Annotated in this window: 32 protein-coding genes and 1 pseudogene; 15 read left to right on the forward strand and 18 right to left on the reverse strand. The window is 64.0% G+C overall.

The annotated features are described in order from the left end of the window. Window positions 1–5 precede the first annotated feature (5 nt). Window positions 6–896, reverse strand: a complete 891-nt coding sequence (locus tag DB708_RS05220; RefSeq protein ID WP_108920869.1) for a helix-turn-helix domain-containing protein — start codon at window positions 894–896, stop codon at window positions 6–8. Between the two features lie 115 nt (window positions 897–1011). On the opposite strand from DB708_RS05220, the gene DB708_RS05225 reads away from it, so the two are divergent. Genes DB708_RS05225 through DB708_RS05235 form a run of 3 tightly spaced genes read left to right on the forward strand, consistent with a single transcriptional unit; the run spans window position 1012 to window position 2555 of the window. After that, complete coding sequence (locus tag DB708_RS05225) at window positions 1012–1464, forward strand: hypothetical protein (protein WP_108920870.1); 453 nt, start codon at window positions 1012–1014, stop codon at window positions 1462–1464. Then, entirely contained in the window at window positions 1448–2152 is a 705-nt protein-coding gene (locus DB708_RS05230) for a TetR/AcrR family transcriptional regulator (RefSeq protein WP_108920871.1), read from the forward strand. The genes DB708_RS05225 and DB708_RS05230 overlap by 17 nt, the downstream gene beginning before the upstream one ends. A 25-nt stretch (window positions 2153–2177) precedes the next feature. Further along, window positions 2178–2555, forward strand: coding sequence for a hypothetical protein (locus tag DB708_RS05235; protein ID WP_108920872.1), 378 nt, complete (start codon window positions 2178–2180; stop codon window positions 2553–2555). 39 nt (window positions 2556–2594) lie between these two features. Here DB708_RS05235 and DB708_RS05240 read toward each other — a convergent pair whose 3' ends face one another. Beyond that, complete coding sequence (locus DB708_RS05240) at window positions 2595–3029, reverse strand: SRPBCC family protein (RefSeq protein ID WP_108920873.1); 435 nt, start codon at window positions 3027–3029, stop codon at window positions 2595–2597. 367 nt (window positions 3030–3396) lie between these two features. Here DB708_RS05240 and DB708_RS05245 point away from each other — a divergent pair, with 367 nt between their 5' ends. Then, on the forward strand, window positions 3397–3795 hold the full coding sequence (locus DB708_RS05245; protein WP_108920874.1) for a heme-binding protein: 399 nt from the start codon (window positions 3397–3399) through the stop codon (window positions 3793–3795). A 111-nt stretch (window positions 3796–3906) separates the two neighbouring features. Here the strand turns inward: DB708_RS05245 and DB708_RS05250 are convergent, their stop codons facing one another. From DB708_RS05250 to DB708_RS05265, 4 genes are all read right to left on the reverse strand, one after another. Further along, entirely contained in the window at window positions 3907–4464 is a 558-nt protein-coding gene (locus tag DB708_RS05250) for a TetR/AcrR family transcriptional regulator (protein WP_338103953.1), read from the reverse strand. Between the two features lie 130 nt (window positions 4465–4594). Beyond that, window positions 4595–5725 (reverse strand): PPE family protein, encoded by a 1131-nt coding sequence (locus DB708_RS05255; protein WP_108920876.1) that lies wholly within the window; start codon window positions 5723–5725, stop codon window positions 4595–4597. Window positions 5726–5755: 30 nt separating this feature from the next. Continuing rightward, entirely contained in the window at window positions 5756–6997 is a 1242-nt protein-coding gene (locus DB708_RS05260; RefSeq protein WP_108920877.1) for an alpha/beta hydrolase family protein, read from the reverse strand. Window positions 6998–7420: 423 nt separating this feature from the next. Then, window positions 7421–7744 (reverse strand): DMT family transporter, encoded by a 324-nt coding sequence (locus tag DB708_RS05265; RefSeq protein ID WP_108921004.1) that lies wholly within the window; start codon window positions 7742–7744, stop codon window positions 7421–7423. Between the two features lie 444 nt (window positions 7745–8188). On the opposite strand from DB708_RS05265, the gene DB708_RS05270 reads away from it, so the two are divergent. Next, on the forward strand, window positions 8189–9244 hold the full coding sequence (locus tag DB708_RS05270; RefSeq protein ID WP_108921005.1) for a DNA topoisomerase IB: 1056 nt from the start codon (window positions 8189–8191) through the stop codon (window positions 9242–9244). A gap of 16 nt (window positions 9245–9260) precedes the next feature. Here DB708_RS05270 and DB708_RS05275 read toward each other — a convergent pair whose 3' ends face one another. Continuing rightward, a complete protein-coding gene (locus DB708_RS05275; RefSeq protein WP_108920878.1) occupies window positions 9261–10016 on the reverse strand; it encodes an STAS domain-containing protein in 756 nt (251 codons plus the stop codon). A 183-nt stretch (window positions 10017–10199) separates the two neighbouring features. Here DB708_RS05275 and DB708_RS05280 point away from each other — a divergent pair, with 183 nt between their 5' ends. Beyond that, window positions 10200–10457, forward strand: a complete 258-nt coding sequence (locus DB708_RS05280) for a DUF7218 family protein (RefSeq protein WP_108920879.1) — start codon at window positions 10200–10202, stop codon at window positions 10455–10457. Window positions 10458–10471: 14 nt separating this feature from the next. Here the strand turns inward: DB708_RS05280 and DB708_RS05285 are convergent. Continuing rightward, window positions 10472–11048: pseudogene (locus DB708_RS05285) on the reverse strand (nucleotidyltransferase). A gap of 94 nt (window positions 11049–11142) precedes the next feature. On the opposite strand from DB708_RS05285, the gene DB708_RS05290 reads away from it, so the two are divergent. The 5 genes from DB708_RS05290 to DB708_RS05310 are packed head-to-tail and all read left to right on the forward strand — an operon-like array spanning window position 11143 to window position 14992. Next, complete coding sequence (locus tag DB708_RS05290; protein ID WP_108920880.1) at window positions 11143–11865, forward strand: glycosyltransferase family 2 protein; 723 nt, start codon at window positions 11143–11145, stop codon at window positions 11863–11865. After that, the gene (locus tag DB708_RS05295; protein ID WP_108920881.1) at window positions 11862–12803 is read left to right on the forward strand and encodes an acyl-CoA dehydrogenase family protein; all 942 of its coding nucleotides are present in this window, start codon (window positions 11862–11864) and stop codon (window positions 12801–12803) included. Before DB708_RS05290 ends, DB708_RS05295 begins: the two co-directional genes overlap by 4 nt. Before the next feature lie 7 nt (window positions 12804–12810). Beyond that, window positions 12811–13581 carry a PIG-L deacetylase family protein gene (locus DB708_RS05300; RefSeq protein ID WP_235616635.1) on the forward strand — a complete coding sequence of 257 codons (771 nt, stop codon included), beginning with the start codon at window positions 12811–12813 and terminating at the stop codon, window positions 13579–13581. 32 nt (window positions 13582–13613) lie between these two features. Further along, the gene (locus tag DB708_RS05305) at window positions 13614–14204 is read left to right on the forward strand and encodes an SAM-dependent methyltransferase (RefSeq protein WP_108920883.1); all 591 of its coding nucleotides are present in this window, start codon (window positions 13614–13616) and stop codon (window positions 14202–14204) included. 23 nt (window positions 14205–14227) lie between these two features. Next, window positions 14228–14992 (forward strand): endonuclease/exonuclease/phosphatase family protein, encoded by a 765-nt coding sequence (locus DB708_RS05310; RefSeq protein ID WP_108920884.1) that lies wholly within the window; start codon window positions 14228–14230, stop codon window positions 14990–14992. A 16-nt stretch (window positions 14993–15008) separates the two neighbouring features. On the opposite strand, the gene DB708_RS05315 is transcribed toward DB708_RS05310, so the two are convergent. The 8 genes from DB708_RS05315 to DB708_RS05340 all read right to left on the reverse strand — a co-directional run bounded on the left by DB708_RS05315 (window position 15009) and on the right by DB708_RS05340 (window position 19084). Continuing rightward, window positions 15009–15284 (reverse strand): DUF3349 domain-containing protein, encoded by a 276-nt coding sequence (locus tag DB708_RS05315; RefSeq protein ID WP_108921006.1) that lies wholly within the window; start codon window positions 15282–15284, stop codon window positions 15009–15011. 162 nt (window positions 15285–15446) lie between these two features. Further along, window positions 15447–15683 carry a microaggregate-binding protein 1 gene (mbp1, locus tag DB708_RS05320; RefSeq protein ID WP_108920885.1) on the reverse strand — a complete coding sequence of 79 codons (237 nt, stop codon included), beginning with the start codon at window positions 15681–15683 and terminating at the stop codon, window positions 15447–15449. 230 nt (window positions 15684–15913) lie between these two features. Further along, window positions 15914–16093, reverse strand: coding sequence for a hypothetical protein (locus tag DB708_RS05325; protein WP_108920886.1), 180 nt, complete (start codon window positions 16091–16093; stop codon window positions 15914–15916). Window positions 16094–16106: 13 nt separating this feature from the next. Then, window positions 16107–16232, reverse strand: a complete 126-nt coding sequence (locus tag DB708_RS28300; RefSeq protein WP_409347555.1) for a hypothetical protein — start codon at window positions 16230–16232, stop codon at window positions 16107–16109. Between the two features lie 113 nt (window positions 16233–16345). Continuing rightward, the gene (locus DB708_RS05330) at window positions 16346–16906 is read right to left on the reverse strand and encodes a hemerythrin domain-containing protein (protein WP_108920887.1); all 561 of its coding nucleotides are present in this window, start codon (window positions 16904–16906) and stop codon (window positions 16346–16348) included. Between the two features lie 114 nt (window positions 16907–17020). Further along, entirely contained in the window at window positions 17021–18256 is a 1236-nt protein-coding gene (locus DB708_RS05335; protein WP_108920888.1) for a CaiB/BaiF CoA transferase family protein, read from the reverse strand. 2 nt (window positions 18257–18258) lie between these two features. Next, the gene (locus DB708_RS27415) at window positions 18259–18435 is read right to left on the reverse strand and encodes a hypothetical protein (protein WP_201263421.1); all 177 of its coding nucleotides are present in this window, start codon (window positions 18433–18435) and stop codon (window positions 18259–18261) included. Window positions 18436–18454: 19 nt separating this feature from the next. Beyond that, the gene (locus DB708_RS05340) at window positions 18455–19084 is read right to left on the reverse strand and encodes an enoyl-CoA hydratase/isomerase family protein (protein ID WP_201263422.1); all 630 of its coding nucleotides are present in this window, start codon (window positions 19082–19084) and stop codon (window positions 18455–18457) included. Between the two features lie 103 nt (window positions 19085–19187). Here DB708_RS05340 and DB708_RS05345 point away from each other — a divergent pair, with 103 nt between their 5' ends. The 4 genes from DB708_RS05345 to DB708_RS05360 all read left to right on the forward strand — a co-directional run bounded on the left by DB708_RS05345 (window position 19188) and on the right by DB708_RS05360 (window position 22321). After that, the gene (locus DB708_RS05345) at window positions 19188–19778 is read left to right on the forward strand and encodes a TetR/AcrR family transcriptional regulator (protein ID WP_108921007.1); all 591 of its coding nucleotides are present in this window, start codon (window positions 19188–19190) and stop codon (window positions 19776–19778) included. Beyond that, complete coding sequence (locus tag DB708_RS05350; RefSeq protein WP_108920889.1) at window positions 19775–20230, forward strand: lipocalin-like domain-containing protein; 456 nt, start codon at window positions 19775–19777, stop codon at window positions 20228–20230. Before DB708_RS05345 ends, DB708_RS05350 begins: the two co-directional genes overlap by 4 nt. Before the next feature lie 68 nt (window positions 20231–20298). Next, on the forward strand, window positions 20299–21312 hold the full coding sequence (locus tag DB708_RS05355) for a sensor domain-containing protein (protein WP_108920890.1): 1014 nt from the start codon (window positions 20299–20301) through the stop codon (window positions 21310–21312). Between the two features lie 37 nt (window positions 21313–21349). After that, the gene (locus tag DB708_RS05360; protein WP_108920891.1) at window positions 21350–22321 is read left to right on the forward strand and encodes an aldo/keto reductase; all 972 of its coding nucleotides are present in this window, start codon (window positions 21350–21352) and stop codon (window positions 22319–22321) included. Between the two features lies 1 nt (window position 22322). On the opposite strand, the gene DB708_RS05365 is transcribed toward DB708_RS05360, so the two are convergent. Together DB708_RS05365 and DB708_RS05370 are read right to left on the reverse strand one after the other, a co-directional pair. Next, window positions 22323–23090 carry an SDR family oxidoreductase gene (locus DB708_RS05365; RefSeq protein ID WP_108920892.1) on the reverse strand — a complete coding sequence of 256 codons (768 nt, stop codon included), beginning with the start codon at window positions 23088–23090 and terminating at the stop codon, window positions 22323–22325. Between the two features lie 99 nt (window positions 23091–23189). Next, a complete protein-coding gene (locus tag DB708_RS05370) occupies window positions 23190–24983 on the reverse strand; it encodes a sensor domain-containing diguanylate cyclase (protein WP_108921008.1) in 1794 nt (597 codons plus the stop codon). Window positions 24984–25037 lie beyond the last annotated feature (54 nt).

A 25037-nucleotide genomic window follows, 5' to 3' on the forward strand; every position in this document is an offset into this window, starting at 1 on the left:
CGTAGCTACCTGGACGCGTTGTCGTTGCGGATGTCCGAATTGAACTCGTGGTCGGTCGCGGTCCAACTGGCGAGCAGCGTCAACGCCTCGTCAGACCGTGAATGCGGTTGCGCGGTATGGCCGATCAACGACAATCCGCCCACGCCGGTGATATCGAAGACGTTGTAGGTCAACGACAGTTCTCCGACGTCGGAATGCCGGAATCGCTTAACGCCGTGGCGATGTGCTTTGACATTGTGGGCCGCCCAACTAGTGCGGAACTTGTCGCTGCGGGTCTTGAGCTCGGCGATAAGGCTGGTGACCTGGGGCGAGTCTGGCGAACGTGCCGCTTCGGCTCTCAGCAGCGCAACGACGTCGTCGGCTTCACGGGCCCAATCGGGAAAGAACTGATCGGCGGCGGCATCGAAAAACATGAAGCGTGCCAGGTTCGGCGTCGCCTTCGCGCCGGAAAAGACTGGTGCGTAGAGCGCGTGTCCGAGCGCGTTGGCGGCCACGAGATCGAGGTGGCCGTTGATCACGATTGCCGGCGCGGTGACCATGCTGTCCAGCAATGCCTGAACACCGTCGGGCATGGTCTGGCCGGCCGGGCGTGCCGGTCGGGTTCGATCACCCTTGCCGGTGGCGGCACGAACAAGATCGAACAGATGAGTTTCCTCCGCCTCACCGAGTTGCAGTGCCCGGGCAACGGCATACAGGACGTCGTCGGAGACGCCGGCCACGTTCCCCCGCTCGACCTGCGTGTAGTACTCGATGCTCACCCCGGCCAGTTGGGCGACTTCCGCACGCCGCAATCCGGGCACCCGCCGCCGCCGACCCGGCGGCAGGCCCACCTGCTCAGGGCGGATTCTGGCCCGTCGGGACATCAAGAAGTCCTTGATGTCCTTGGCAATGTCCATCTCCCCCGAATACCCCGCCAGCGGGCAAACACCCGTATCTGGCTGACCGACCGATGGTCTTGTATACCGACCACTGGTCGGTTATCGTTTCGGGCATCCGTCAGTGGAGGTAGCAATGAGCGAGCCAGATCCATCGCAGATCCGTACCCGGATGTTCGCGCGCGCCTTCGGGCCGTTCTTTTTGATCGTGCCGTCCATCATCGCCGTGCGGGCGACATCGCAGATGCCGGTGCTGCTGCGGGAGTTCAGCAGTGATCCGATGTGGCAGTGGGAGCTTGGGGCGCTGCTGCTGCTGTGGGGCAGCGTCATCATCGCCTTTCACCAGTATTGGCGAAGTGTCGCAGCAGTTTTAGTGTCGCTGCTCGGATGGTTTCTCGCCATCCGCGGCATCCTCATCCTGGCGATACCTGATGTCTACGACGAGGCCGGCAAGAGCATGGAACAAAATGCGATTCCGCTGGTGCGGGCCATCTTCGCCGGAATCGCGCTGGTCGGCTTGTACCTGACCTACGTGGGATGGGTCGCGAAACCGGTCGAGCAGGATCGGGCGGATGCCGCGGGTAGTTAAGCATCCCGACGTCCGCCGTGCCGAGATTCTGGATCGCGCCGTCGCGCTGTTCGTTGCACGCGGTTACGACAATGTCAGCCTCAACGACCTGATCGCGGATGCCGGTGTCTCCAAAGGCGCCTTTTATCATTGGTTTCCGTCGAAGGACGCGCTCATCACGACGCTGGCCGAACGCAGCGCCCGCAGCCAACTCGCGGCGATCGAACGGGCTGCTGCCGGCTGTGACGGCAATGCCTTGGATCGGCTGAATGCGCTGTTGCAGGCCGGTTTTGACGTCAAGATGCAGATGGGGACGCCCGAGCAATTAGCGGCGATGGTCTCGCTGTTGCGACCCGGAAACGCACACCTGTACGGGCGCATCATCGCGGTGAGCGAAGGACTGACCCGGCCGCTGCTCACCCGCCTGATCGCCGATGGAGTAGCCGAGGGCGTCTTCCACACGTTCGACCCCGAAGGTGTCGCCGACATGATTCAAGGCCTGGCCGCGCGCATCAACTCCAACGTGGTCCAGATCATCGACGCCACCGACGAGCCCGGCAGGGAAAAAGCCATCGAGATCTTAGCCAACAGGTTCAAGCTGCACGGATTGGCCGTCGACCGGGTTCTCGGGCTGCCGGACGGAAGCGTCACCGCGCTCAGCCGCGCCCAGGTCGAAATCATGGTCGCGGCATTACCGCGTGATTACTGAGGCGGGGATTGGGCATAACTGATGCATGACGGCATCGCAGGATCCGCATGTCCCCCAGCCTCCCCAACACAAGCAGCGCTCGACGGGCGACACCATCGCCACGGTCATCATGTTCGTGCTCGCCGCGATCGCCGGAGTTCTGTCGATTTCGTTTTCCTTCTTTTTCGTGATGGCGACCGATCCGTGCTCAAACAACAACTGCGACACCTCGGCGCTCGATTGGGCCTACGCGGTGACGTGGGGCGGTGTCGGAGTCGCGGCGCTAATCGCCGTCGGCGGCATCATCATCGCGGCATCGCGCAAACGACTCATGTGGGTGTGGCCAACCATCGCGCTGGTGCTGATCCTCGTCGCAGTCATGATTGGCGCACAACTGGCCGACTCCGTCGTCCCGCGTCATTGACAGCCACGCCAAAGCGTTGGGCTACCGCAGAAGTCGGCGCTACTTCTCGAGCGCCTTCGCGCACGCGTTCAGGATTGCGAGGAAACTTGATCGCAACAGTCGGCGGGTGAGCGCCTCCAGCACCTTGCCTCCCGCTGCGGCCGGGTGGGTGTAGTTGGTCAGCCAGTCGACGTGCGTCCCATCGCCCGCGGCAGTGAATGTCAGAGTGCCGCCGTCGTGATTGAACGGCGGGATCGACCGGACGATCAGGTAGCTGTAGCTGTGTGGCCGGTCGTAGACCGTGAGCTCTTCGCGGAACCAGCTGCCGACCGCGATAACCTCGCGCAACGCACCGGGGCCCGGGCCGGATGTGCCCTTGGCCCATTTGCCCCTGAGGGCCAACGGCGAGGCGGCCAGATTGACCGGGTCGGCCAGCCAATCGAAGACCTGTTCCACAGGTGCTGCGATCGTCCGTTCCAAGTGGATCTCGACCATCAGAACTCCCGCCTGGCAGTAACAGCATTGACGCCACGCACATGCTAGCCGCCGGAGGTGACTGCCGTCAGGGTGAGATCGCTGGCAACGATGGATATCTTTGCGGCGATCCGCAAGGCCGCAATCGATGCTCCCCAAGTCCCCTAAAGAGATTTTGCTGGTACCCGCCTCAGTTGGTCACGATTCGATCACGACGTGCGGATATTTACTGGATGGGCCTGGTGGCGGCAAGAACTGCGGCGAACTCTGCGATTAGCTGCGCACGTCAGTGAGTCGTTGCCGATATTCGGCTCAGCTACCTTGGATCTCGGGGAATCGGGAATCCTCGCGAATCAACTCTGGATCGATTCGAAGGGCAAAATCAATCATGAATTTCAGCAGTATCGTCGCGCGCCGACGAGTCGCCGGCATCAGTGCCGGATGTCTACTCGGGGCAATGGCCTTGGGTATCGTCGGTGCGCCATCGGCGGCCGCCACACCCGACTGCAGCCCGGCAGGCGTGAATGCCACGGTCTCCTCAGCGCAGGGCGCAGCTGAGCAGTATCTCGCCGCTCACCCCGGCGCTAACCAGGTCGTCATGGCTGCCTACGGACAGCCGCGCCCGGAGGCTGCATCCAGCCTGCGCGGCTACTTCACCGCGCACCCGCAGGAGTACAACGACCTGCGTGGGATTCTTTCGCCGATCGGCGACACCGAGCGTCAGTGCAACGTGTCGGCGCTGCCGGGGAATCTGGAGTCCGCCTACCACGAGTTCATGGCCGGCTGATTCCGTCGCAGCGACCCGCCACAAAGCCGTGGCGGGTCGTTTTGCGTTTGACGATACGGCCAGGACGCTGCCGCTCTGAATGCACCGATAACATTATTTGCCCGATAGGTCTCAGGGGGACCTTTTCAAGTCTGCCGCGACAGTTATTCCCTGCAGCAGCAGACTTGTGATCATATGGGTGAAATCGCGTCCAGCCACGCGACCAATTTGAATTGCCCAGGCGCCACCTGTGACCAGGCTATAGAAAGCCTCGGTTAGCCACACTGCTGTGAGATCAGTACGAAATTCGCCTGCCTGTTGGCCACGGGCGAATAGAGTGGTAATTGCATCATCCAGCGGGTTGAAAACGCTTAGCGTTTCTTCTACATCAAGATCGCGCGACTGGCTGTACATCAGCACCAGATATCCCGCAACCGGCTCGCAGGCAATCACGAGTCTTTGCAGCGCCTCAATTGCCGAACCTTCGGTTAGCCGCGCCGACGTCAACGCCGCCTCGAGTTCAGTAACCGCTACGTCACGCAACGCCGCAATCAACGCGGGCCGACCCGCGAAATGCCTATGTAGGGTTGCGCGGCTTACCGTCAACGCGGTCGCTATTTCATCGAGGGACGCCGCAGGTCGCTGGCCAAGAAATTCGGCCGCCTTCCGAAGCATCTTGTCCCGATTCATCGTCATAGGCTCCCCGCCGATATAGTGCGATTCTTGTGCATTTGATATATTAGCATCTCATTCGAGATAAATTTGTCTTCAGCTGGAGGCATCCTTTCTGCGCCTGATGTCGGCAACCAGAAGGCCCGCCTTAGTCCCTGGCCCGAGGTGGGCGCGGTATGACCGGACGCGACAGCTCTTCACGGAGATCTGGCTTATGAACCTGCCGCAAGGGGAATGGCACATTAGCGGAAGCCGCAAATCCGCTATCTGCGCCGGTTGAGGGGTTAGTGAGGCCGTGAGCCGCAACCGTTGACACGTGGGCGTTTAGCACGGCCGGCCAGCGCGAAGGCACCGATAAGTGCCCAACCGTGAATGCCTCCCCAAATCGAGGATTTGCCTTCGAGCCCGGAGTGCAGACAGCGGTCGCGGGGGTGGCCGCGATTAATTTCAATGGGGAGATCTCTGGTTGGGGCGCAGCCGTCGTACCCCCTGCAAGTGGAATTTCCGCTGCCATGGCGACGGCCATTACCACTGAACTTGCCATCGAAATGGCACCGATAGGCATCGCTGTCGCGTTGTGCTGGGTGCCCGTCAGTGACGACAAGAATTTGGCAGCATCCACAACAGACAGTTGCGAGCCCCTTTCCTGGCCTGCGGCGCTGCGGAGTGCCTGCGGGATGGCGCGATGCAGGTAATCGAGCATTGCCTGAGTGTCGTTAACGGTGCTTGCGCTAGGAGTCGCCGTGTTGGCCGATCTTGTGGTTTGACGTGGCGGAACGTATGCCGTCAATGTTGCCGCTGTTCCCGAGGTGTCTGCGTACAGAAACATCGCAGCAGCATCCTGAGCCCACATTTCTGAGTAGGCGGCCTCATCAGCTGCAATTGCCGGTGAATTTTGGCCGAAGTAATTTGTTGCGGCGTGTTTTCTCATCTGAGAGCGGTTGGCATAGACCGTCGCTGGGTGCACCGCCATCACGCGCGCCTGATCAAATGCGTTTACGGCGACCCTGGCTTGGCTTGCCGATTCCCGAGCTTGTGCGGCGGTCGTTCGAAACCAGTCCACGAATGGCTCGAAGGCGGCCAACATTAACGCTGACGCCTCCCCTGACCAGTAATCGCCAGCAAGGTGCTCGACCACGCAGCGATAGCCACCGGCCGCTGAATCCAAGTCAGCAGCCAGCCCGTCCCACGCTGCTGCGGCAGCCAACAAAGACCCAGCCCCAGGACCGGCGTGAAGTCGTGTGGAATTGATTTCTGGTGGCATAGCGGCGAAGTCCATTGTGTGAAGTTGCCCTCGAAGTTATTGCTGCTAAGGGCATTTGGCGTACGTCCGCGGCGAAAAAGAAGGCGCTCCGTGTTGGGTAAGGTATTCCAGTTGCCGGCAAAGACTGTTCGCTACGGGCTCGATGTGGTCTTGGCCCTTGAGGATGAGCACATCGATGTGGGATCCCTGTTGGCGCAGGTGTTCGATGAGTGAGAGCGTGCCCGGGGTGGGCACAACGGTGTCGGCATCGCCGGTCACGACGAGTACGGGACCGTTAGTGGGTTGGTTGTCGGGATTGCCGTATGCCCGGAGGCGGGGCACTAGGTCGGCAAGAGCCCCGGAATTGTCGATGAACGCGTTGGCACCAGGCTTATGCGAATTTTCGGCGAAGTAGTCAACCAAGCACTTGTCGCGCCTTAAGACGTCCACCGCTTGCCGGCCCTCAGTAGACAGTACTGATTCGATGCGCACGGCGGGGTCAGCAGCGGCGGCGCCGATCAGGACATACATGTCGAGCAAGGGTGCATACGGGTCCGTGTCGGTCCCGTCGATCACTGTTTTGGGCGCGTTCTCAACGGAGTTGCCGGGCGCGATGGCCACTGTGGCCGCAAGCCCTGCGGGCAAGCTGCCGTTAGCGCCGGCCCGAGTCGTCGACAGGACCGCGGCTCCGCCTTGCGAGTGGCCCACTGCGAACCAGGTCTCAGACAGATACGGGTTGAGGCGCCGGACGGCGGGCACGATGTCGGCAACCGCGTTTCCTTGGTCCACCGCGCTCATGTACGTGTGGTCGCCGGGGGTGCCTAAGCCGATGTAATCAGTTGCCGCCACAGCGAATCCGGCCTCGAGGAACGCGTGCAGGTGGTCGGCCCAAAAGTCGAAACCCAGGTTAGCCATATGCGACGGAGCACATGGGTCGGCGATACCCACAGTGCCGTGGGCCCAGGAGATCAGCGGCCAATTGGTGCGCGGCCGTCCTTCCGGAACCAGCAAAACGCCGCTGACCGCGACATCTTGACCTCGTGAGTTCACGGAGTGATAGAGCAAGGTGATGCGATGGGCAGCGCCCAGCCGTGAGTACCGGCCTTGGTCTATGGAAGTGATCAGGTCGCCACGCTGCCCCGGGGGAAGCGGAGTAGGAACCTGATAGGCCCCATCACTGTCGGACGGCAAAACGATCGCCGATCTCTGCCAAAGCGCGAAGGCTCTTGACGGACGGGCCGCGCATGCCACTGAACTCACCGCCACCAACACCAACACCAACACCAACCCGAGGATTACTGCAGGCATCTTCCGCGTCCCTAACCGAACCACCGTGACCGCTCCCTATCTCTCGAGATCAACGCTTCCTACGGCGTCTCCCACGCCTCAGCCATCGATAGATTAAGACGTTAACGTTTCATTTGCAACGTATATGCATCACATAGCACGCGCTTCCGCCGGTGCCATCGGTCCACTGCTGACGCGACGACACACGCGAGTCGACCCACTCGGCGCAGATTGCCGCGAGTCGCGGGATCTGCAAGTGACGCCTTCTCGTTGCAGCCGGATCATCGGTCATCTAATGGTGTGGCGCACATCCGAAACACGTTGCGCTATCGGCTAATTGCCGCGCATTGCCGAGACAGCCGCGCTGCCGTCAGCGAAATGACCTGTCGCACAGCGGATGGGGATCCTTCAGCGGGGACGGCAATACTCGTCAGTCAGGTGCCGTTAGTGACTACCGGCAAGGTTCACCACCACAACGCCCACAACGATTAGCGCAATACCGGTGATCTTCACGGCTGAGACCGGTCCACCGAGGAATCGAACCGCAATGATCGTAATAGTGGTCGTGCCGATCGCTTCGAACAGGGCGTAGGCGACCTCGGTCGGAATGCCGCGGGAGATCGCCTGTGCCATAAGCGCGAATGAGAGAGCGTAGCCCGCCACGCATGTCAGAGTTGGAATTGCTCGGGTGAATCCCCGGCTCTTCGACAGCAGACTGGTCGCCGCCACATCCGCGAAGACCGCACCGAGCAGGAACAGATAGGTCAAAGTATGTCCCGGTGTCATTCGACCGGCTGGTGGCCGAACCCTGGCGCCTCGTGTCTTCCACACACCCAGGCGGACGAGTGATCGCAGCGCGGCCTATAGCTAACGCGCACGATCAGGGACATCCGCGCCTTCCCACTTCCACTCGAGATCTGATGCGCGCCGAGCACGCGTGCGGGGGCTCACAGTCCCGTTCGGCGACGCCATCGACAGAGGCCGGCCACGATCTAACGATGCATATGCGACAACGCTAGCCGATAGTGATCATCAATAAGTTATATAATACATTATTGTCTCAGCCTTAGCGGCCGCCCACGCGACATGCCAGCGCAGAACAACCCTCTTCGGTGGCGTCGGCACACGCAACGAATCGGTCAGCGGCGAGCCGGTGTGAATTGCGCCATCAGCGGGTAATTCCCAGTGAACCAACGGAACTGGAAGGTGAAGATGCGGCTGCGGCGCAGCGTGCTCAGCACGCCGGGATTCGAACGTAAACGGCGAGGCAAGGGTTTCGCCTACTACGGGACGGATGGCGACGTGCTCGTCGACGAGGACGCACTGCAGCGGATCAAGGACTTGGTGATTCCTCCAGCATGGAAGAAAGTGTGGATCTCGCCGCACCCGAATGGCCACATTCAGGCCGTCGGTACCGACGTGGCCGGACGCCGCCAGTATCTCTACCACGTTGCCTGGCAGCAGGACCGGGCCGAGGAGAAGTTCGACCGCGTCCTGGAAATGTCCACGCGATTGCCAGATTTCCGGGCACATCTCGCTGACGACCTCAAGCGGCGCGGCCTGACGCGGAGACGGGTCCTGGCCTTGGCGTTACGCCTGCTCGATCGTGGCTATTTCCGCGCGGGCGGCGAACAGTACGCCGACGAGCACGAGTCGTACGGACTCTCCACCCTGCTATGTGAGCACGTGACGCTGCGCGGCGACGCGGTCGCATTCGACTTCCCCGCCAAGAGCGGAGTGCGGCGCACCGTGGAAATCGAAGATGCCGAGGTGATTCGCGCGGTGCGTGCGTTGATACGCCGCCCCGGACGCACCGAGCGGTTGCTCTCGTGTCGCAACGCATCGGGCTGGATGGATGTTCGCGCCGACGATCTCAATGACCGCTTCAAGCAGCTCGTCGGCTACGACTACACCGTCAAAGACCTGCGGACATGGCACGGGACCGTGCTGGCCGCCGCGGCATTCGTGGACGCGGACCCCCCGGTGTCCCAGCGTGTCGTCAAACGCGTTGAGGCCGCGGTCATGCGGGAGGTCGCCGAGGAGCTGGGCAATACACCCGCGGTGGCGCGCGGCTCGTACGTGGATCCGCGTGTTATCGCCGGCTACGAGCAAGAACTCACTATCGCCGCAGCCGCGCATCGAGCAGGCCGTATCCGTCGTCCCGATGCGGCGCAGGAAATACTAGAGAAGGCTACTCGTTTGCTGATCCGGCGAGTAGCCAAGGGCAACAGCGTATCTCAGACTCACACCCTGGCCAAGACCGCATAGTTCGGTCGCGTTGGCACTACAGCTGGTTTTCGCGACCAACCTGGGCCCAGACCGTTTTACCGGACGGCATCGGCGTACTGCCCCAGGCGCGACACAGGGCGGACACGATGGACAGCCCCGACAACGTCACCGCGCCATTTTCGCTTTCAAGCCGGCCCGCCGGCTGGAAACTCTCGTCCTCCACCGCGACGGTGACGGTGTCGCGGCAACTCTCAACGATCAGCACTGGCGCGCTGTCGGTGTGATCGAGGACGTTCTGGACGAAGACCGACGCCACCGTGCCCGCGTTCACAATCAGACGGTTCTGAGCCCAGGCATGCAGCGACTCGGCGATCAATGCGCGAGCCAGGCCGGTACTGACCGCCCTTGCGGGAAGCCGTGTTCGCTCCCGTCGGCGGCCATCCACCGACCGGACCAGGGCGTCACCCAACGCTGACCCGCGGTCGCCATGTACCGGCACGTACCGGGATACGCCGTTCGCCGTGAGGGCGCGCTGAGACAGACGGTTTCCACACACCAGCAGGATCGGCACGCCCGGCCACGTGCTGACATGCCAACGAGCGCTGGTGAACACCGACCACGCGGATTCGGAAGGCACGAACAGATCGTCGACATCGACGATCACCGCTCGCGGCTCGTCGAGAGCCGCCTTGATGACGACGTCACGCAGCGCCCGATAGGAAGTGCTGTCCAGCACCCCGGTGGCCGTCAGGACCACGACATCCCGGCGGCATTCCGTGTCAACTCCAACCGACGATTCACCCACCGACATCACCTATCGATGCACCGGTTGCGACGACCTCGCGAAGGCCGTTGCGGGGTTGTTCGAGCCACCATTTTCGACTACCCCGCTGCACGGTAGGTAACCGCGCGATTCCGGAAGTGCGGGTTTCACCGCGATCGAGCGGGGAATCCTTGCCAAGACGTCCCATCGATCACAGGAGGGTGGACGATCGTGCCGAACCCGTCGATCAAGAACGAGAAAATGTACCGCGAGCTGCGCAAGCAGGGTAACTCCGAGGAAAAGGCTGCGCGCATCTCCAACGCCGCCGCGGCTCGGGGTAAATCCGCGGTCGCCCGCCAGGGCGGCAAGTCCGGCTCGTACACCGATTGGACCGTTCCTGAGCTCAAGAAGCGCGCCAAAGAGCTTGGCATGTCTGGGTACTCGGGTCTGACCAAGGAAAAATTGGTCGCCAAACTGCGCAGCCACTGACCCTGCACCAGCGTTCAGCCGGTGAGGCCGAGCCGATCGGCCAACACCAAAAAGGCGACCGCATAATCATTCTCGGCGGTCTGCGACCTGATCGGGCCCCAGTCGAGTCGTTCGCGAACCGCGCGCACGGCGGGTAACAGTCTCGCGAAATCGCAGTGATGCTCGTTGAGGGAGCGCAGCTTCTGGATGAGCACCATCGTCGGTGGCAGCACCGGCATCGTGATCGCCAGCACGTCGCACTGCTCGGCGCGATCCAGGGTGGCATGCTCCACCGGCTCGCCGTTGACCCGATGGAGCACATCGACGAGCGTCCCTCCGATTCGCGCTTTGAAGAGCCAGTCCTCAGGGGGATTTTCGATGGCAAACCCGGCGTTCCGCAATGTCGGTGGCGGCGGTCGTCACGTCGGGTTCGGCGACCACCAGATCGACGTCATGGCTGGGTTCGGGTGCGCCATAAGCCCATAACGCATAGCTACCAGCCAATGCGAAGCGCGGTCCGTTTTCCTTGAGTGCGGACGCGGCACGGCGCAGCGCCTCGCGCAGTTGCGCCGAGCAGGCTGGCGAAGGTGTTGGCGGTTCCGTTGGTGCCATTGTGAGTAGGTCATACCCGGCCGACGGGGCGCGCAACCCGCCTGCACCGTTTGTCATCTGTTTAAGAAAAGGCGGATTGGGCAATCGGCCAGATATGCCAGCGCCTGCACTCCGTACCTACGACCGGGTTGTCGTGGTGATCCCGGCCCACAACGAAAAAGCCGATCTCCCGGCGTGTCTACGCGCCGTGCTGACCGCCGCCCTGTGCGTACCGATTCCCGTCACGGTCGTGGTAGTCCTGGACGCGAGCGACGACGACAGCGCGGTGCTGGCCGGCCGGTACGGGCCGGATGTGCACTTCGTCAGTGTCGACGCCCACAACGTCGGCGCGGCGCGGGCCGCCGGTTTCGGCTACGGCCGCTCGCCGTGTCGCGACGACGACGAGTGTTGGTATGCGACCACGGATGCCGACAGTCGGGTCGACCCCGGTTGGATAATTCATCAGTTGGAAGTCGGCGCGGACATGGTGCTGGGCGTGGTCCGAATTACCAACTGGCAACACCATTGCGCCGACACCGTCGACCGCTTCATACGGGCCTACAACACCGGCCCATCGGACGACGGTCAGCACCAACACATTCACGGCGCGAACATGGGCTTCAGCGCGCGCGCCTATTGGCGAGTTGGTGGCTTTCACCCGCTGCCTTCCGGCGAGGATGTCGATCTGGTCGAGCGATTCGAAGCCGCCGGCTACCGCATTCACCGCGACACCGAACTGTCTGTTATCACTTCAGCGCGAACCCAGGCTCGGGCGCCTCGCGGATTCGCACACTACCTCCGAAGGTTGGGAAGATCGGCGGCGGGAGATCGCGCGTGACGGCCGGATTGATCAAGCACTGGCTGGATTCGGGACGACTCGAATTGCCGCTGCCCGCATCGGGACGCACGTTGGAACGCTGGCAGCAGGTGGCCCAGCTGGCCGAAGAAGACATCGTCGCGGCCCGCATCGTCGAGGCCCACGTCGATGCCGTCGCGATCATCGACGAATTGGGCGGTAAACCGCCCGAACTCGGTCAGCTGTGGGGCGTATGGGCGGCCGAATCACCCGATGCGGTGGTGACAGCCACCGACGTCAAGGGCGCGTTCACCCTCAATGGCACCAAGGTGTGGTGCTCGGGCGCCGGGTTCTGCACCCATGCCCTGGTGACCGCTCGGCTGGACAACGGCGAACGAGGCCTGTTCGCGGTCGCGGTGATCGACCCTGCTGTCAAGGCGCTGCCGTCCACCTGGTGGAACGCCGGGATGGCCGGCAGCGATACGCGGCCGGTGCAGTTCACCCACGCGCAAGCCGTCGCGGTCGGCGACCCAGGTGACTACTTGAGCCGGCCCGGATTCTGGCACGGCGCGATCGGCGTTGCCGCGTGCTGGCTTGGCGGCGCACGCCGAGTGGCCGAACCGCTGTATCGCTGTGCCGCAGGCGAATCGGCAGACGCATACTCATTGGCGCATCTCGGCGCCGTCGACGCCGCGCTGGCGGCCGGCGACGCGATGCTCACCACCGCCGCAGCCCAGGTCGATGCCGATCCGTTCGACCGATCCAACAGTGCTGAACTGCTCGCCCGCCGTGTTCGTGCGATCGTGGAACACGCTGCCGACGAAGCAATCACCCGCACCGGCCGCGCGCTGGGGCCCGGCCCCCTGTGTCAAGACGGCCGGCATGCCCAGCGGGTGGCCGACTTGAGCATCTACATACGGCAAAGCCATGCCGAGCGCGATCTGGCCGCGCTCGGGGGGCTCGCGGGGCACGGGAGCTGAGGGCGACGTGGAAGCACTATCGACGGGCAACTGCGCCAGGTTCGCGGCCAAGCCGCTGACCCACAGCGGCACACCGGCGCCGGTATGGCTGGCAAGCTTCAACCACGAACCCCTGCCACCGCTGGACTTAACTGGCTGCCCGGGTCTGGTCGTTGTCGCAGCCCACCCCGACGACGAGACTCTAGGCCTGGGAGGCACGATCGCCCAACTCGTCGCATCGGGCGTCGACGTCAAGGTCGTGTCGGTCAGTGACGGCGGCGCCGCGCTACCCAACGCGACTTCCACGGGCCGCATCCGAATGGCGGCCACGCGACAACATGAATTGCGCAGAGCGACCGGTATTTTAGGAGTTACTTCACCGATGTCGCTGAGCTTGCCCGACGGTCAACTGACCGACTACGAGGACAGGATCACCGATTCGCTCGTCGAGATCCTCGACGGTACCGCCGAGCCGCCTTGGTGTGCCGCTACCTGGCGAGGCGACGGGCACCCCGATCACGAGGTCGTCGGACGCGCCGCGGCCACCGCTTGCGCACGCACGAACGCCACGCTGTTGGAATTTCCAATCTGGATGTGGCACTGGGCCACTCCCGCTGATTCGGTCGTGCCATGGGACCGCGCGTATTCCGTGCCTACGCCCCACTGGGCGGCGCTACGGAAACGCCATGCCGCCCAGTGCTTTCGCAGCCAATTCGAACCGAACGCCGGTTCGCCGCCCGTGCTGCCGCCGTTCGTGCTGCCGCGCATGATGGCGGTGGGAGAGGTGGTGTTCCGCTGAGCACACGACTATCCGACGCGTATTTCGACCAGATGTATGCCGACGCCGAAGATCCGTGGCAGCTGTCGACCCGGTGGTACGAGCAGCGCAAGTACGCGATCACCCTGGGCATGCTGCCCGACCGACGTTATCGGCATGCTTTCGAGCCGGGCTGTTCGATTGGCACTCTGACCGCGCAGCTGGCGTTGCGCTGCGATCACGTCACCGCGGTGGACGTGGTTGACGCGGCGGTGCGCAGCGCGGGTTTGCGGCTCCGGCAAGCCGGGTGCCGCGACCGCGTGACACTGCTCCGGTCGTCTCTCGATGCGACGTGGCCGCACGGACCGTTCGACCTGCTCGTGCTCAGTGAAGTCGCTTATTACCTGCAAGCCGATGCGCTGGCCCAGGTGCTGGCGCGTGAATGCGCTCGGTTGCAGCCGGGTGCGAATGTGGTTGCCGCGCATTGGCGCCACCCCGTCGCCGACTATCCGCTCACCGGCGACGCGGCCCACACCATCATCGCGCGAACGCCGGGACTGACATCGCTGGGCCGCTACCAGGATCGCGACGTCGTTATCGAGGTGTTCGACACGGGTGACGGCCGGTCGGTGGCAGCCCGCGAACAGGTACCCGGAGCCCGCTAGCGGAAAGTGGGTATCGAAGACCTATGCGTGTCGCGACCTTCAACATCCTGCACGGCCGCACGGTCGGCGACGGCGTGCACCCACAGCGGCTCCGAGAATGCGTTCGGCGCCTGGATCCCGACGTGCTGGCCCTGCAAGAAGTCGACTGCGACCAGGCACGGTCCTCTCGTGCCGACCTCACTGCGTTGGCGGCCGAAGCGATGGGAGCTGTGGAGCATCGGTTTGTGGCCGCGATCTCTGGCACTCCCGGCGCGACATGGATGGCCGCCACCGGCGACGAACAACCTGGGACCGCGGGATACGGGATCGCGCTGCTGTCCCGATTCCCGGTATGCAGTTGGCAAGTGGTGCGACTGCCCCGCATCCCGATGCGGTTTCCGATGTTCCTACCCGGGCCCAACCGGGTGATGATCGTCGACGAAGAACCGCGGGCGGCCGTCATTGCCCGGCTGGACACACCACTGGGCCCAGTGACCGTGGCCAACACGCATCTGTCCTTTGTGCCCGGATGGAATCGGCGTCAGTTGCGCCGTCTGAGCCACGACTTGCGTGGCTTTCCCGGCCCGCGACTGCTCACCGGCGACCTCAACATGACGCCCTCCGCGGTGCGCCGTTGGTCGGGCATGCGGCCGCTGGCGGTAGCCGAGACGTTTCCGGCGAACGCCCCCGACCGCCAGCTGGACCATATCCTGACCGATGATCGCGACTTGCGTGGTGGGGTACCCGTGGCGGAGCCGATGCCGATCTCTGACCATCGGCCATTGGTTGTCGATCTCGACCGCGCGTGAGCGCAACTGACCGCGGCTACTCGAAGGGGACGAATCGACTCTGGACCCGATCGATGTCATCCGGCAATGGCATCTCGTCGGTGACTCGAGTGATCTCAACCCCGGCATCGGCGCGATCGATCGAGCGACGCCGCAACATCCGGAGCTTGCCCACGATCACCGAAATCTCCTCTTCGGAAATCCGGCGCGGCAACAGAGCCAACAACGGCGCGTAACCGACGGCGGGCGCGCCGGCGGGGTAACGGGAGCGCAGAAAGGTCACCAGGCTCGATACCCGATCGCCGAATCCCATCGTCATCCTCCATTACCGGCAGTCACCGCCAGGTATAGCCGCGCACGACGACTTGAAACCTCTGTCGGTGAATGGCGGCGGATTTTACCTATCCGACACCAGAACAGGATGAAGCAGATCCGGCCCGACATCCGGGACCGGACCTGCTTCTCGGGAATCTAACTACTGATTCGCCTTCTGGCGCTCTTCGGCAGCCTTAGCGCCGCCGCGCGCGGCTTCGGCCTCGGCTTCCTTCTTGGCCGCGTCGCGCTCGGCGTCGCCCTTGTCCTGCTGAGCCTTGCCTTCTTCGACGAGGTCGTCGCGACCGGCTATCGTGCCGCCCACCTCTTTGGCCTTGCCTTTGATGCCCTCAACGGCGCCCTTGATCGCTTCTTCTGGTCCGCTCTTCTGATCGCCCATAGATATACCTCTCTGTCGGTCTTGCTGAGCTTGCGCCCATTTGGGGTGCGAATCGGCTTATCCTGCCGCAGCCCTGGTCACCTGCCGGGCTGCTCAACTCGTTCGCCTATAGGGGGCTTCCCCCGCTACGATCCGTCAAACAACCTCAGCGAGTTCACCACGACCGCCGCCGTCATCGTGACGACCGTCTGGCCTTGAGAAGGATTGTTCTGCAGGTATTTTGAATAGCGTCAGCCGTCCTGACTGCGCGCCTCGGCCCCTGTCTCTCCGCTGCCGAAGTCGTCGTCCGCCGAAGCGCGGCCCACATAGCTACCATCGCCGTTGCGGCTAGCGCGCGAGCCGGCGACGTTCGAGTCGGATTCGATGTCTTCTTCCGCCTTCTCTGCCTTAGCGCGGTGTTTCCCGGTCATCGTGACGCCTCCCTCACTCGTAAGACGGATACGTGCCGACGCGCAGACCGCCGGCCAGGTGCACCGCGCTGCGCGCCGCCGCCGCGGAGAAAACCGCGTCGGGCACCTTGTCCAGATCTTGGTAGTCGGTGGTCTGCATCGCCTCGCCATTTCAGTAGGTGCTGCCTTGCACCGCAAGCGAATACCCAATTTCGTTACGCGCCTGGAACGCATCCGCGGCGGTCTCAAACGAGGACCGCACCCCGCAGTGGGCTACCCCTTGCCGATGATGGCGTCGCGAGCCCGGTCCAGCATCGCCGCGAACGGACCAGCGACCAGGTTGGCCAGTTGCGACTCGACACCGGCGTGCGGCCGGGTGGGCGCGATCGCTTCGGCGAGCTTGGCGGCGCGGCCCATGCTTTCGAGCTCGTGGTCGCTTAATTCCTTTCCCAGCCTGGCGAACTCGTCCTTCTCCTCCTGTTTGGCGTGGGCGAGAACGTCGTCGCGCAGCTCCGTCAGCAGCCGGGTGAAGTCGCCGCTGTCGACGTCGAGCTTCTCCAGCTTCTGCAGCACCACTTTGGCTTCGTGCTCTTCCTCCAATCGCTGTCCAACCACGGCCTCACCATTGGCGATCTTGCGCTTGGCCCGCGGGTGAACTATTTCCTCTTCGATGGTTTCGTGCACGGCGAGCAATCGCCGAAGGTCGATGAAGCCCTTCTCGCGCGCTTCACCCGACGCCGAAAGCGTTTTGGCGAACAGAGACTTGATCTGCTCGTGCTGACCGGAAAGAAAGTCGACCACATCGGTGGGCGACGTGATGGCGGACTGAGCCATGAAGTCCTCCCCAAGATAGAACCGTGAAGTAGCGCGCCGGACTGTTTGACGCGCATGCAAGCGGCTACCCGTCGCTGCAGTCACCAAACATTCGCCAGTTCGGGGCGGGCGCGCTCATACCGGGTTGTCGATGCTTTCGCGCGCAGGTTCAATCAGCGCACCGGTTTTCACCAGAGCTTGGATCTCGTCGGCGGTCAGGCCGATCTCTTTGAGGATCTCATCGTTGTGCTCGCCCTGGCGGGCGGGCAGCTGGGCGGCCAGCGTGCCGCCGTGGCCGCTGAAGTGCCAGGGCGGCGCGGGGATAGTGATGGTGCCGCCGTGACGGTCGGAGACCTCGCGGGTGACGCCCCAGCCCTTGGCCCACTCGGTTTCGCTGAACTCTACGATGTCGTGCAGTTGACCAGTGGCGATCTTGGCCTCGTCGAGCTGGGCGTCGAGCGAGTCCATGGAATCAAACGTGTAAATCCAGGTCTGCACGATCGCATGCAGCGTCTCGAAATTCTGGCGGCGCAGCTCCGCCGTGCGGAACCGCGGGTCTTCGGCGAGGTCGGTTCGCCGCATCGCGTGCAGATAGAACGGGAAGCTCATGCTCCCGACCAGGCTCATCGGCGTAACGAACTGGTGGCCTTCGGGACTGGTGAAGAACGCGCAGTCGGTGGCGCCCAGGATCGGCGTCTCCGCGCCCAGCTCGGCATCCGAAAGGTCATAGTGCACACGTTCGTTGAGCGAGGTCAGCACCGCCGCCATTGCCACGTCGATGTATTGCCCTTCGCCGGTGACGCGGCGACTCTGTAGAGCCGCCAGGACCGCGATGGTGCCGTGCAGCCCGGCGTAGATGTCGCCGTGCGACAGTGCGTCCGACCGGCGGTCTGCGCCGTCAACTCCGAACTGCTGCAATGTATTATGCGTGAACCCAACTTCGGCCTGGACCGTGGGCGCATACGCCATGCGGCTTCGCCACGGCCCCGTCTGGCCGTAGCCACTGATGGAGGCGTAGACGACGGCGGGGTTGCGCGCTGCCACCGAGTCATAGTCCAACCCGAACGACGCCAGCGCGCCGGGGCGGAAGTTCTCGACGATGATGTCCGCGGTGTCGCACAGTCGCAGCACCGCTTCGCGGGCCTGCGGCACGTTGAGGTCGATGCTCAAGTTGCGTTTGCCCGCGTTCTGTTGCGCGTAGTAACCGCTGATCTCGTCCTGACGCGGAAACGCAAAGCGACTGATATCCCCTTGGGGCGGTTCGATTTTGATCACTTCGGCACCGAGGTCGAGCAGATGCTTGGTGCAGTGCGGGCCGGCTAGCACCCGGGTGAAATCGATGACCCGGACGCCCTCGAGTGGCAGCGTCATGATTATCTTCCCTCGAAACGCGCGGCACCGGGACCTGCCGAGGCAAGTGAGGCCAGCCCGGTCTTCAGGTCTTCGGACTTCCAGATGCCCTTCTGCAATTCCTGCATCGCATCGTCGGTGGCCGAGACCCCATGCGAGACCGCATGGGAAACAATGGCTTTGGTAGATGCGTGCGCCACAGTCGGCCCGTTTGCGAGCTCATGGGCAAGCGCAGTCGTTACGGCGGCGAGTTGATCGTCTGCGACAACGCGGTTGATGACGTTCCAGGGTTCGGGCGTCGTAGCGGCGGGCGAGCATTGCTATCTCCTTGGCGCGCGCGGCCCCGGCACGCTCGGTGACGCGTTGAATGCCCCCCATCAACGGGTTCAGCCCAATCGATGCCTCGATGTTGCCGATCTTGGCCGACTCGCCGGCGACGATCAGATCACAGGCCAGCGCCAATTCCAGACCGCCACCGAGGCATACACCCTGCACGGCGGCAACGATCGGAATCGGTAACGAGTCGAATTCGCGTAGCAGCTCAACGACTCCAATGGCCGGCGCCTCGCCGCGCTCGGCAGTATCGAACAGCGTGACGTCGGCACCGGCGCAGAAATTGCGCAGGCTGCTGCGCAGCAGTACCGCGCGGGCCCGCTGCTCGGCCGCCCAGCGAATGCCGTCGAGCAACGCGTCGAACAAGGCGGTCCCCAAGAAGTTGTGTGGAGCGTGCTGCATGGTCAGTACGGCAACGTGGCCGTCCAGCTCGCGGGCCACCGGCGATGAATCGCGGTCCGGGGAGTTAACCGGCGGTATCGCGCCGGCCGGCTGATCCAGAGTCTGCTCGCTCATGGAAATCCCCTAACTCTTTACTATGCTGAACGTCATACCAATGACAACGATTAACATAGGACTTATTCCGACTCACTGTTAAGAACTATGTATGATGGGCGACATGCCAAGGCGAACCGACAGCAAGGATCGAATGATCGCGGCAGCCCGCCGGCTGTTTCGCGAGCATGGCTATTTCGGTACCGCGCTGTCCGACGTCGTCGCGGAGAGCTCGGCACCGCGGGGGTCGCTGTACTTCCACTTCCCCGGCGGCAAGGAAGAACTCGCGACCGAGGTAGCGCTGTTGCACTCCGCCGACGCCATCGCAAACATCAACCGGGCGGCGGGCACCACCAACACCGCCGCCGAACTGATCGCGGCTTTCATCGGCCGTCCCCGCGACGAGCTCATTGCCAGCGGCTACCGCGAAGGCTGCGCCGTCGCCCCGATCGTCATCGATTCGACGCCGGCGTCGGCGCGGCTCACCGAGACCACCCGGCGTGGCTTCGCAGACCTCATCGCCACGCTGGCCGCACGACTGACCGAAAGAGACATTCCCGAGAACCGGGCCAGGCAACTCGCCCTCAATGCCGTCACCGCCATGGAAGGCGCACTCATCCTCAGCCGGGCGCTGCGCAGCCCCGAACCTTTCGACGCGGCGATCGCCGAACTCACTGCCAGCGCGCGGGCTACCGAAGGAACGTACGTGCGATGACGCTAACAACGGCAAATGAATTGCGCGTCAACCTGATTGGCGCCTGGACACTGCAGTCGTACCAGAGCAGCGCGCTGGACGGCTCCGAAGTGACCTACCCGCTGGGCGTGGATGCCCGCGGCATCATCATGTACACCCCGGACGGCTACATGTCGGCCCAGCTGATGCGCGCCGACCGGACGCCGTTCGACCACGACGATCCGCATCATGCGCCCGACAACGAGCTCGTCGCCGCGGCCGGCGGGTATATGAGCTATGGCGGACCGTTCTCCGTCGTCGAAGACGGCCTGATCGCTCACCATGTCGAAGTCAGCTTGTTGCCCAACTGGATCGGCGGAATCCAGTACCGCAAGGCCCAGTTACGGGAATGCTGCTTGGAGCTCGGGCCGGCCGAACCGATCATGCTCAACGGCGTGCCCCGTAATGCCAAGCTGGTCTGGCGCCGCACCTGAGGTCAGAACTACCGATGGCCTAGGTACCGGTACTACAGTCTGGGCAGGATCCCAGACTAAGGAGGCCGGTGACGAACCCTCAGGATCCGTTCGGACACAATCCCTTTAGCTACGATCCGCTCGGCCGTGTCCCCTATTCCGAGCCACCGACGGCACCGAAGTTCAACATGGCGCCGCCCCCGCCGTCGCAACCCCCGCCCGTCAATGCCTTTGCGACGTTGTCCCTGGTGTTCGCGTTCGTGTTCGCCCCCGTCGGCGCAATTCTCGGGCATCTCGGCCTCGCGCAGATCCGCCGCACCGGTGAGCTCGGCCGTGATCGCGCGCTCGTCGGGCTATCACTGTCGTATGCGTTCATCCTGCTCACCGTCGTCGCGCTGACCGGATGGGCGACGCTCACCCTGGCCGTCTCGCGGCCGCACCAGACGGCGGCTCCCGTGACCACCGCGCCGGCCACCACCAGCGAGTCACCACCGGCGCCCAAGGTGGCGCCGGACGACGTCATCAAGCTGCTGCCCAAGCTGGATGCCCTCAAAAGCATCACCAACGATCAGAATCTGGAGCCCGGCGAAACGTGGGATCGTCCCGGCAAAAGCGACAAGGACGCGACCATCGACCGCCCCCAATGCTGGGGAAGCATGACCCCCGGGGCACCCGAGGCCTACACCCTCGACGCGATTCTGCGGTACCGCGCGGAGGAATTCTCTGACACGCAAACCTTGCTGAAGTCGATCCAGCTCATCCAAGCGGTCATCGCATTTCGGGACTCGCCGACCGCCCAATCGCAAGTGAGCACCCTAGTCGACGGGTGGCGCGAATGCGGCGGGGCGCCCGTGACACTGAGCGCCCGGGGCGGGCCCACTTACACGTTGTCGCTCAGCCCTCCAGCCGATGCCGGCAACGGCATCACCACGATGGACCTGGCACCCAAGGGCCTGAAGGTGCGTTTTGTCCGGGCGGCCGCGGCCAAGGCCAATGTCGTGGTCGACCTGTACGTCGTCAGCCTCGGCACAACCGATGCCAGCGGCCCCCGGCAAACTGCAGTGAGCATCGCCAACTACATCCTCACCAAGATCCCTGACTGACCCCGGCGGCGCTCACCCAGCCCAGTACGGTGGGCACATGAAATATCTCGAGGTCGACGGAGTGGGCCAGGTCAGCCGGATCGGGTTGGGCACCTGGCAGTTCGGCTCACGCGAATGGGGCTACGGCGACGAGTACGCCGCCGGCGCCGCCCGCGACATCGTGCAACGCGCTCGTGCGATGGGAGTGACGCTGTTCGATACCGCCGAGGTGTACGGGCTGGGCAAAAGCGAGCGGATCCTCGGCGAGGCGCTCGGCGACGAGCGCGCCGAGGTTGCGGTGGCCAGCAAGATCATGCCGGTCGCGCCCTTCCCCGCGGTGGTCAAACAGCGCGAGCGCGCCAGCGCACGAAGGCTGCAACTGGATCGCATCCCGCTCTACCAAATCCATCAGTCCAACCCGGTGGTGCCCGATTCGGTGATCATGCCGGGAATGCGTGATCTCCTCGATAGCGGCGACATCGGCGCGGCCGGCGTCTCGAACTATTCGCTGCAGCGTTGGCAGAAAGCCGATGCCGCGTTGGGGCGTCCCGTTATCAGCAATCAAGTCCATTTCTCGCTCGCCTTCCCGAAGGCGCTGAAAAATCTGGTGCCGTTCGCCGAGCGGGAGAATCGCGTCGTGATCGCCTACAGCCCGCTGGAGCAAGGGCTGCTGGGCGGCAAGTACGGAGTCGACAATCGGCCGGGCGGCGTCCGCGCGATCAACTCGCTGTTCGGTACAGAAAACCTGCGCCGCCTTGAGCCGCTGCTGCAGCTGTTGCGCGACGTCGCGAAGGAAGTCGACGCCAAGCCGGCCCAGGTGGCGCTGGCCTGGTTGATCAGCTATCCGGGCGTGGTCGCCATTCCCGGCGCATCCAGCGTCGAACAGCTCGAGTTCAACGTGGCCGCTGGCGACATCGAGCTGCCCACCGCATCCCGCGACGCGCTCACCGAGGCGGCTCTGGCGTTCCGGCCGGTGTCCCCGGTTCGCTTCCTCACCGATCTGGCGCGAGAAAAGCTGACCCGCCGCTGATCTAAGACTGATTGGCCTCGACAAACGCGGCAGGGCTGGCGGGCGCGCCGCGGGCAACCACCAGCGGCATCGACGTCGAGGCGTTGGTGCGCAGGATCGTGTGGACCACGTCGATCAAGTCCTCGATGGGCATCAACTTGCCGGGCATGCAGCCGCGCGACGACCACAGCGGAACCGCTTTCATCGCGAGATCCATATCCCAGCCTTCGTTCATTCCGGTTGCGCCGTCGCCCTCGCCGCCAGCGCACTCCCCGACGATCAGGTTGGTGAAGCCGATGTCGGAGTGTTCGGCCCGCCACGCTTCCACGAGCCGTTCCAGGGCCGCCTTGCTGACGCCATACGCGCCCAGACCCGGCCACGGTGGCCCGAAGGTGCCGGCATCGGACGACAGATAGACCGCCTTGCCGGCCGACGCGGTCAAGTGCGGTATCGCGGCGGCCGTCACCAGCGACGCGCCGATGACGTTGGTGTCGAAGATGCGCCGCCAAGTGTCGGCATCGGTATCGACCATGCGGACCAGCGGCCCGACGGCCGGCGTGTAGACGATGTTGTCGATGCCGCCAAGCGCGTCCGCGGCACGTTCGATAGCGGCGCGACAGGATGCCTGGTCGGTGACATCGCATTCGATAGCGACCGCGTTCGGCCCCGCGTCCTTCGCCGCGGCATCGATGCGCTCCCGGCGCCGGGCGAGAAGCGCAACATTCTCTCCGCGCTGGCCGAGCCCCACACCGATGCAGCGCCCCAGCCCGCTCGATGCGCCGACAACCACTGTCCTTGACATATTTGCCCTCTCCTGTAACGAGCCCGCTGCAGGCACAGCGTATCTAGCAGGGGGTGGACATGTAACTGCGGGCGGAATTCGTGCGCGTCACGCTCGACGTGACCGACGCAGCGATCGCTCCGCCGAAAATCGGGTGACGGTCTGGCTGTCACCCAATTTCTCCTGGTACATCGCGGCGTCCGCACGGGCCGTGACAGAGGAAATAGGCTCGCCGGCAAGTGCAATCGTGGCACCGATGCTCAGGGTCGCGCGGATCGCATTACCGGCGACGTCGATTGGTTCGGCGGCATGACGGCGAATCTTCTCGGCGATCTCGCCGACCTCGTCGATGCCATGGACGCCCGGCAGCAGGACAAGCATTTCGTCGCCGCCGGTGCGCCCAACCGTGTCCCCCCGTCGTACGCTGTCGCGGATCCTCGCCGCCATGGTTGCCAGCACGACGTCGCCGACGCCGTGCCCCCAGGTGTCGTTGATGTCCTTGAAGTGGTCGACGTCGCAGAACAGGATGCCGACATATATTCCGACGGGTCGCTGTTGCTGTAGCTCGGACTCGAGACGCCCCATGGTCTCGGCCCGGTTCGCCAACCCGGTGAGCGTGTCGAAGCGCGCCAACCGTTCGAGCCGTTGCTCCGTCTCGACCTGATCGTCGGCGAGGCGCAGCGCGGCGATCAGCCCATCGACCTTGCCCTCGGCGTCAACATAACGCTTCGCGTGGCCGTCGACCCAGCGGTACCCGGAATCGACGGAGCGGACCCGGAATCGCTGGATAACCGAGTCGCCGTCGGTAATCCCCTGCAGCGCGGTGACGACCGCATCGAAATCGTCGGGATGAATACGGCTACTGAAGCCCGAGCCAAGCCACTGCTGCGGCGGGCCGCCCAGCGCGCCCACAACAGACGGCGAGACCCACGCGGTCTCCCGGCCGCGCAAGTGAACAATGACGTCTACGGCGTTGTCGGCAAGGATGCGGTAGCGCATCTCGGCGTCGGCGCGCAGATTGCTGACCGCCTCCTTCTCCATCAGCAGTCGCTGTTCGCGCTGACTCAAGTAGAGCGTGACCACCCCGATGATGGCCGTCCCCACCACGATCGACAGGCTCCACTCCGTGTGATTGCCGCGAAGGCCCAGCGTCAAAAAGATCGCCCTCGACAGCGCCACCACGATCGGGAAAGCCGCCAGGATTCCCGCCAACCGCACCAATGAGCGCCGGTCGGGTCGCGCCAGCAGCCAGGCGAGCGGAAACCGATCCGGGCGTGCCAGCGACAACGCGGTGGCCAGCAACAGCAGTGCCAAGGCCGTCGAGATCGCCTGGCCGGTCAGGGCAGAGAGGCCCGCCAGCGCCAGAGCGTCGAACAAATAGGCCCCGAAAACCACCAGCGGGATCGCCCCGCCGACGGCCAGGCATACCGCCCAAAGGACGCGTGTCCCACGCTCCAGCCTCATCAGCGCAACGGCACCGGCCAGCAGCAGGACCGACGTTGCCGTCTGCAGGCTCGGGCGCCCCGGCGACGAATCTTGTCGCATTCGGACCGCGTCCCCAAACCACAGCTGGTCGAAGCCGAACGACGCGCCGGTGACGTACTCCACGAGGAACGTGACGGCGCTGACTGCCACGGCTAGCGCCAAGCCACGACCGGCCCACCCGCGCCCGCGCGACGGAAGCCCCGATTGAAGCAAGGTCGCCGCACCTAGGGCTGCCAGGAGCAAGGCGCCCCACGGCGTCATCACCGGCCAGGTCGGAAGGACCCGTGTCAACGGCTCGATACCCGCCGTCCAGCCCACCCAGGTCAACCCTGCAACGCAGAGCACGACCACCGCGGCCACCGAGCCGTACCGCGACAGCGCTGCTCGCGGACGCGCAGCGGGTTCCGGCCCGTTCATCAGCGGCACCTTCCTCCCGGGGTGGCGTCTGACAGGGTTATCCCGCGGGGATTC

The sequence above is a fragment of the Mycobacterium montefiorense genome, assembly GCF_003112775.1.
Taxonomy (GTDB): domain Bacteria; phylum Actinomycetota; class Actinomycetes; order Mycobacteriales; family Mycobacteriaceae; genus Mycobacterium; species Mycobacterium montefiorense.

Bases quoted from the DNA above. Each gene is read 5' to 3' on its own strand.
- DB708_RS05220 (WP_108920869.1), bottom strand. From the start codon at position 896: ATGGACATTGCCAAGGACATCAAGGACTTCTTGATGTCCCGACGGGCC.
- DB708_RS05225 (WP_108920870.1), top strand. From the start codon at position 1,012: ATGAGCGAGCCAGATCCATCGCAGATCCGTACCCGGATGTTCGCGCGC.
- DB708_RS05230 (WP_108920871.1), top strand. From the start codon at position 1,448: ATGCCGCGGGTAGTTAAGCATCCCGACGTCCGCCGTGCCGAGATTCTG.
- DB708_RS05235 (WP_108920872.1), top strand. From the start codon at position 2,178: ATGACGGCATCGCAGGATCCGCATGTCCCCCAGCCTCCCCAACACAAG.
- DB708_RS05240 (WP_108920873.1), bottom strand. From the start codon at position 3,029: ATGGTCGAGATCCACTTGGAACGGACGATCGCAGCACCTGTGGAACAG.
- DB708_RS05245 (WP_108920874.1), top strand. From the start codon at position 3,397: ATGAATTTCAGCAGTATCGTCGCGCGCCGACGAGTCGCCGGCATCAGT.
- DB708_RS05250 (WP_338103953.1), bottom strand. From the start codon at position 4,464: ATGAATCGGGACAAGATGCTTCGGAAGGCGGCCGAATTTCTTGGCCAG.
- DB708_RS05255 (WP_108920876.1), bottom strand. From the start codon at position 5,725: ATGGACTTCGCCGCTATGCCACCAGAAATCAATTCCACACGACTTCAC.
- DB708_RS05260 (WP_108920877.1), bottom strand. From the start codon at position 6,997: ATGCCTGCAGTAATCCTCGGGTTGGTGTTGGTGTTGGTGTTGGTGGCG.
- DB708_RS05270 (WP_108921005.1), top strand. From the start codon at position 8,189: ATGCGGCTGCGGCGCAGCGTGCTCAGCACGCCGGGATTCGAACGTAAA.
- DB708_RS05275 (WP_108920878.1), bottom strand. From the start codon at position 10,016: ATGTCGGTGGGTGAATCGTCGGTTGGAGTTGACACGGAATGCCGCCGG.
- DB708_RS05290 (WP_108920880.1), top strand. From the start codon at position 11,143: ATGCCAGCGCCTGCACTCCGTACCTACGACCGGGTTGTCGTGGTGATC.
- DB708_RS05305 (WP_108920883.1), top strand. From the start codon at position 13,614: ATGTATGCCGACGCCGAAGATCCGTGGCAGCTGTCGACCCGGTGGTAC.
- DB708_RS05310 (WP_108920884.1), top strand. From the start codon at position 14,228: ATGCGTGTCGCGACCTTCAACATCCTGCACGGCCGCACGGTCGGCGAC.
- DB708_RS05315 (WP_108921006.1), bottom strand. From the start codon at position 15,284: ATGGGATTCGGCGATCGGGTATCGAGCCTGGTGACCTTTCTGCGCTCC.
- mbp1 (WP_108920885.1), bottom strand. From the start codon at position 15,683: ATGGGCGATCAGAAGAGCGGACCAGAAGAAGCGATCAAGGGCGCCGTT.
- DB708_RS05325 (WP_108920886.1), bottom strand. From the start codon at position 16,093: ATGACCGGGAAACACCGCGCTAAGGCAGAGAAGGCGGAAGAAGACATC.
- DB708_RS28300 (WP_409347555.1), bottom strand. From the start codon at position 16,232: ATGCAGACCACCGACTACCAAGATCTGGACAAGGTGCCCGACGCGGTT.
- DB708_RS05330 (WP_108920887.1), bottom strand. From the start codon at position 16,906: ATGGCTCAGTCCGCCATCACGTCGCCCACCGATGTGGTCGACTTTCTT.
- DB708_RS05335 (WP_108920888.1), bottom strand. From the start codon at position 18,256: ATGACGCTGCCACTCGAGGGCGTCCGGGTCATCGATTTCACCCGGGTG.
- DB708_RS05340 (WP_201263422.1), bottom strand. From the start codon at position 19,084: ATGAGCGAGCAGACTCTGGATCAGCCGGCCGGCGCGATACCGCCGGTT.
- DB708_RS05345 (WP_108921007.1), top strand. From the start codon at position 19,188: ATGCCAAGGCGAACCGACAGCAAGGATCGAATGATCGCGGCAGCCCGC.
- DB708_RS05350 (WP_108920889.1), top strand. From the start codon at position 19,775: ATGACGCTAACAACGGCAAATGAATTGCGCGTCAACCTGATTGGCGCC.
- DB708_RS05360 (WP_108920891.1), top strand. From the start codon at position 21,350: ATGAAATATCTCGAGGTCGACGGAGTGGGCCAGGTCAGCCGGATCGGG.
- DB708_RS05370 (WP_108921008.1), bottom strand. From the start codon at position 24,983: ATGAACGGGCCGGAACCCGCTGCGCGTCCGCGAGCAGCGCTGTCGCGG.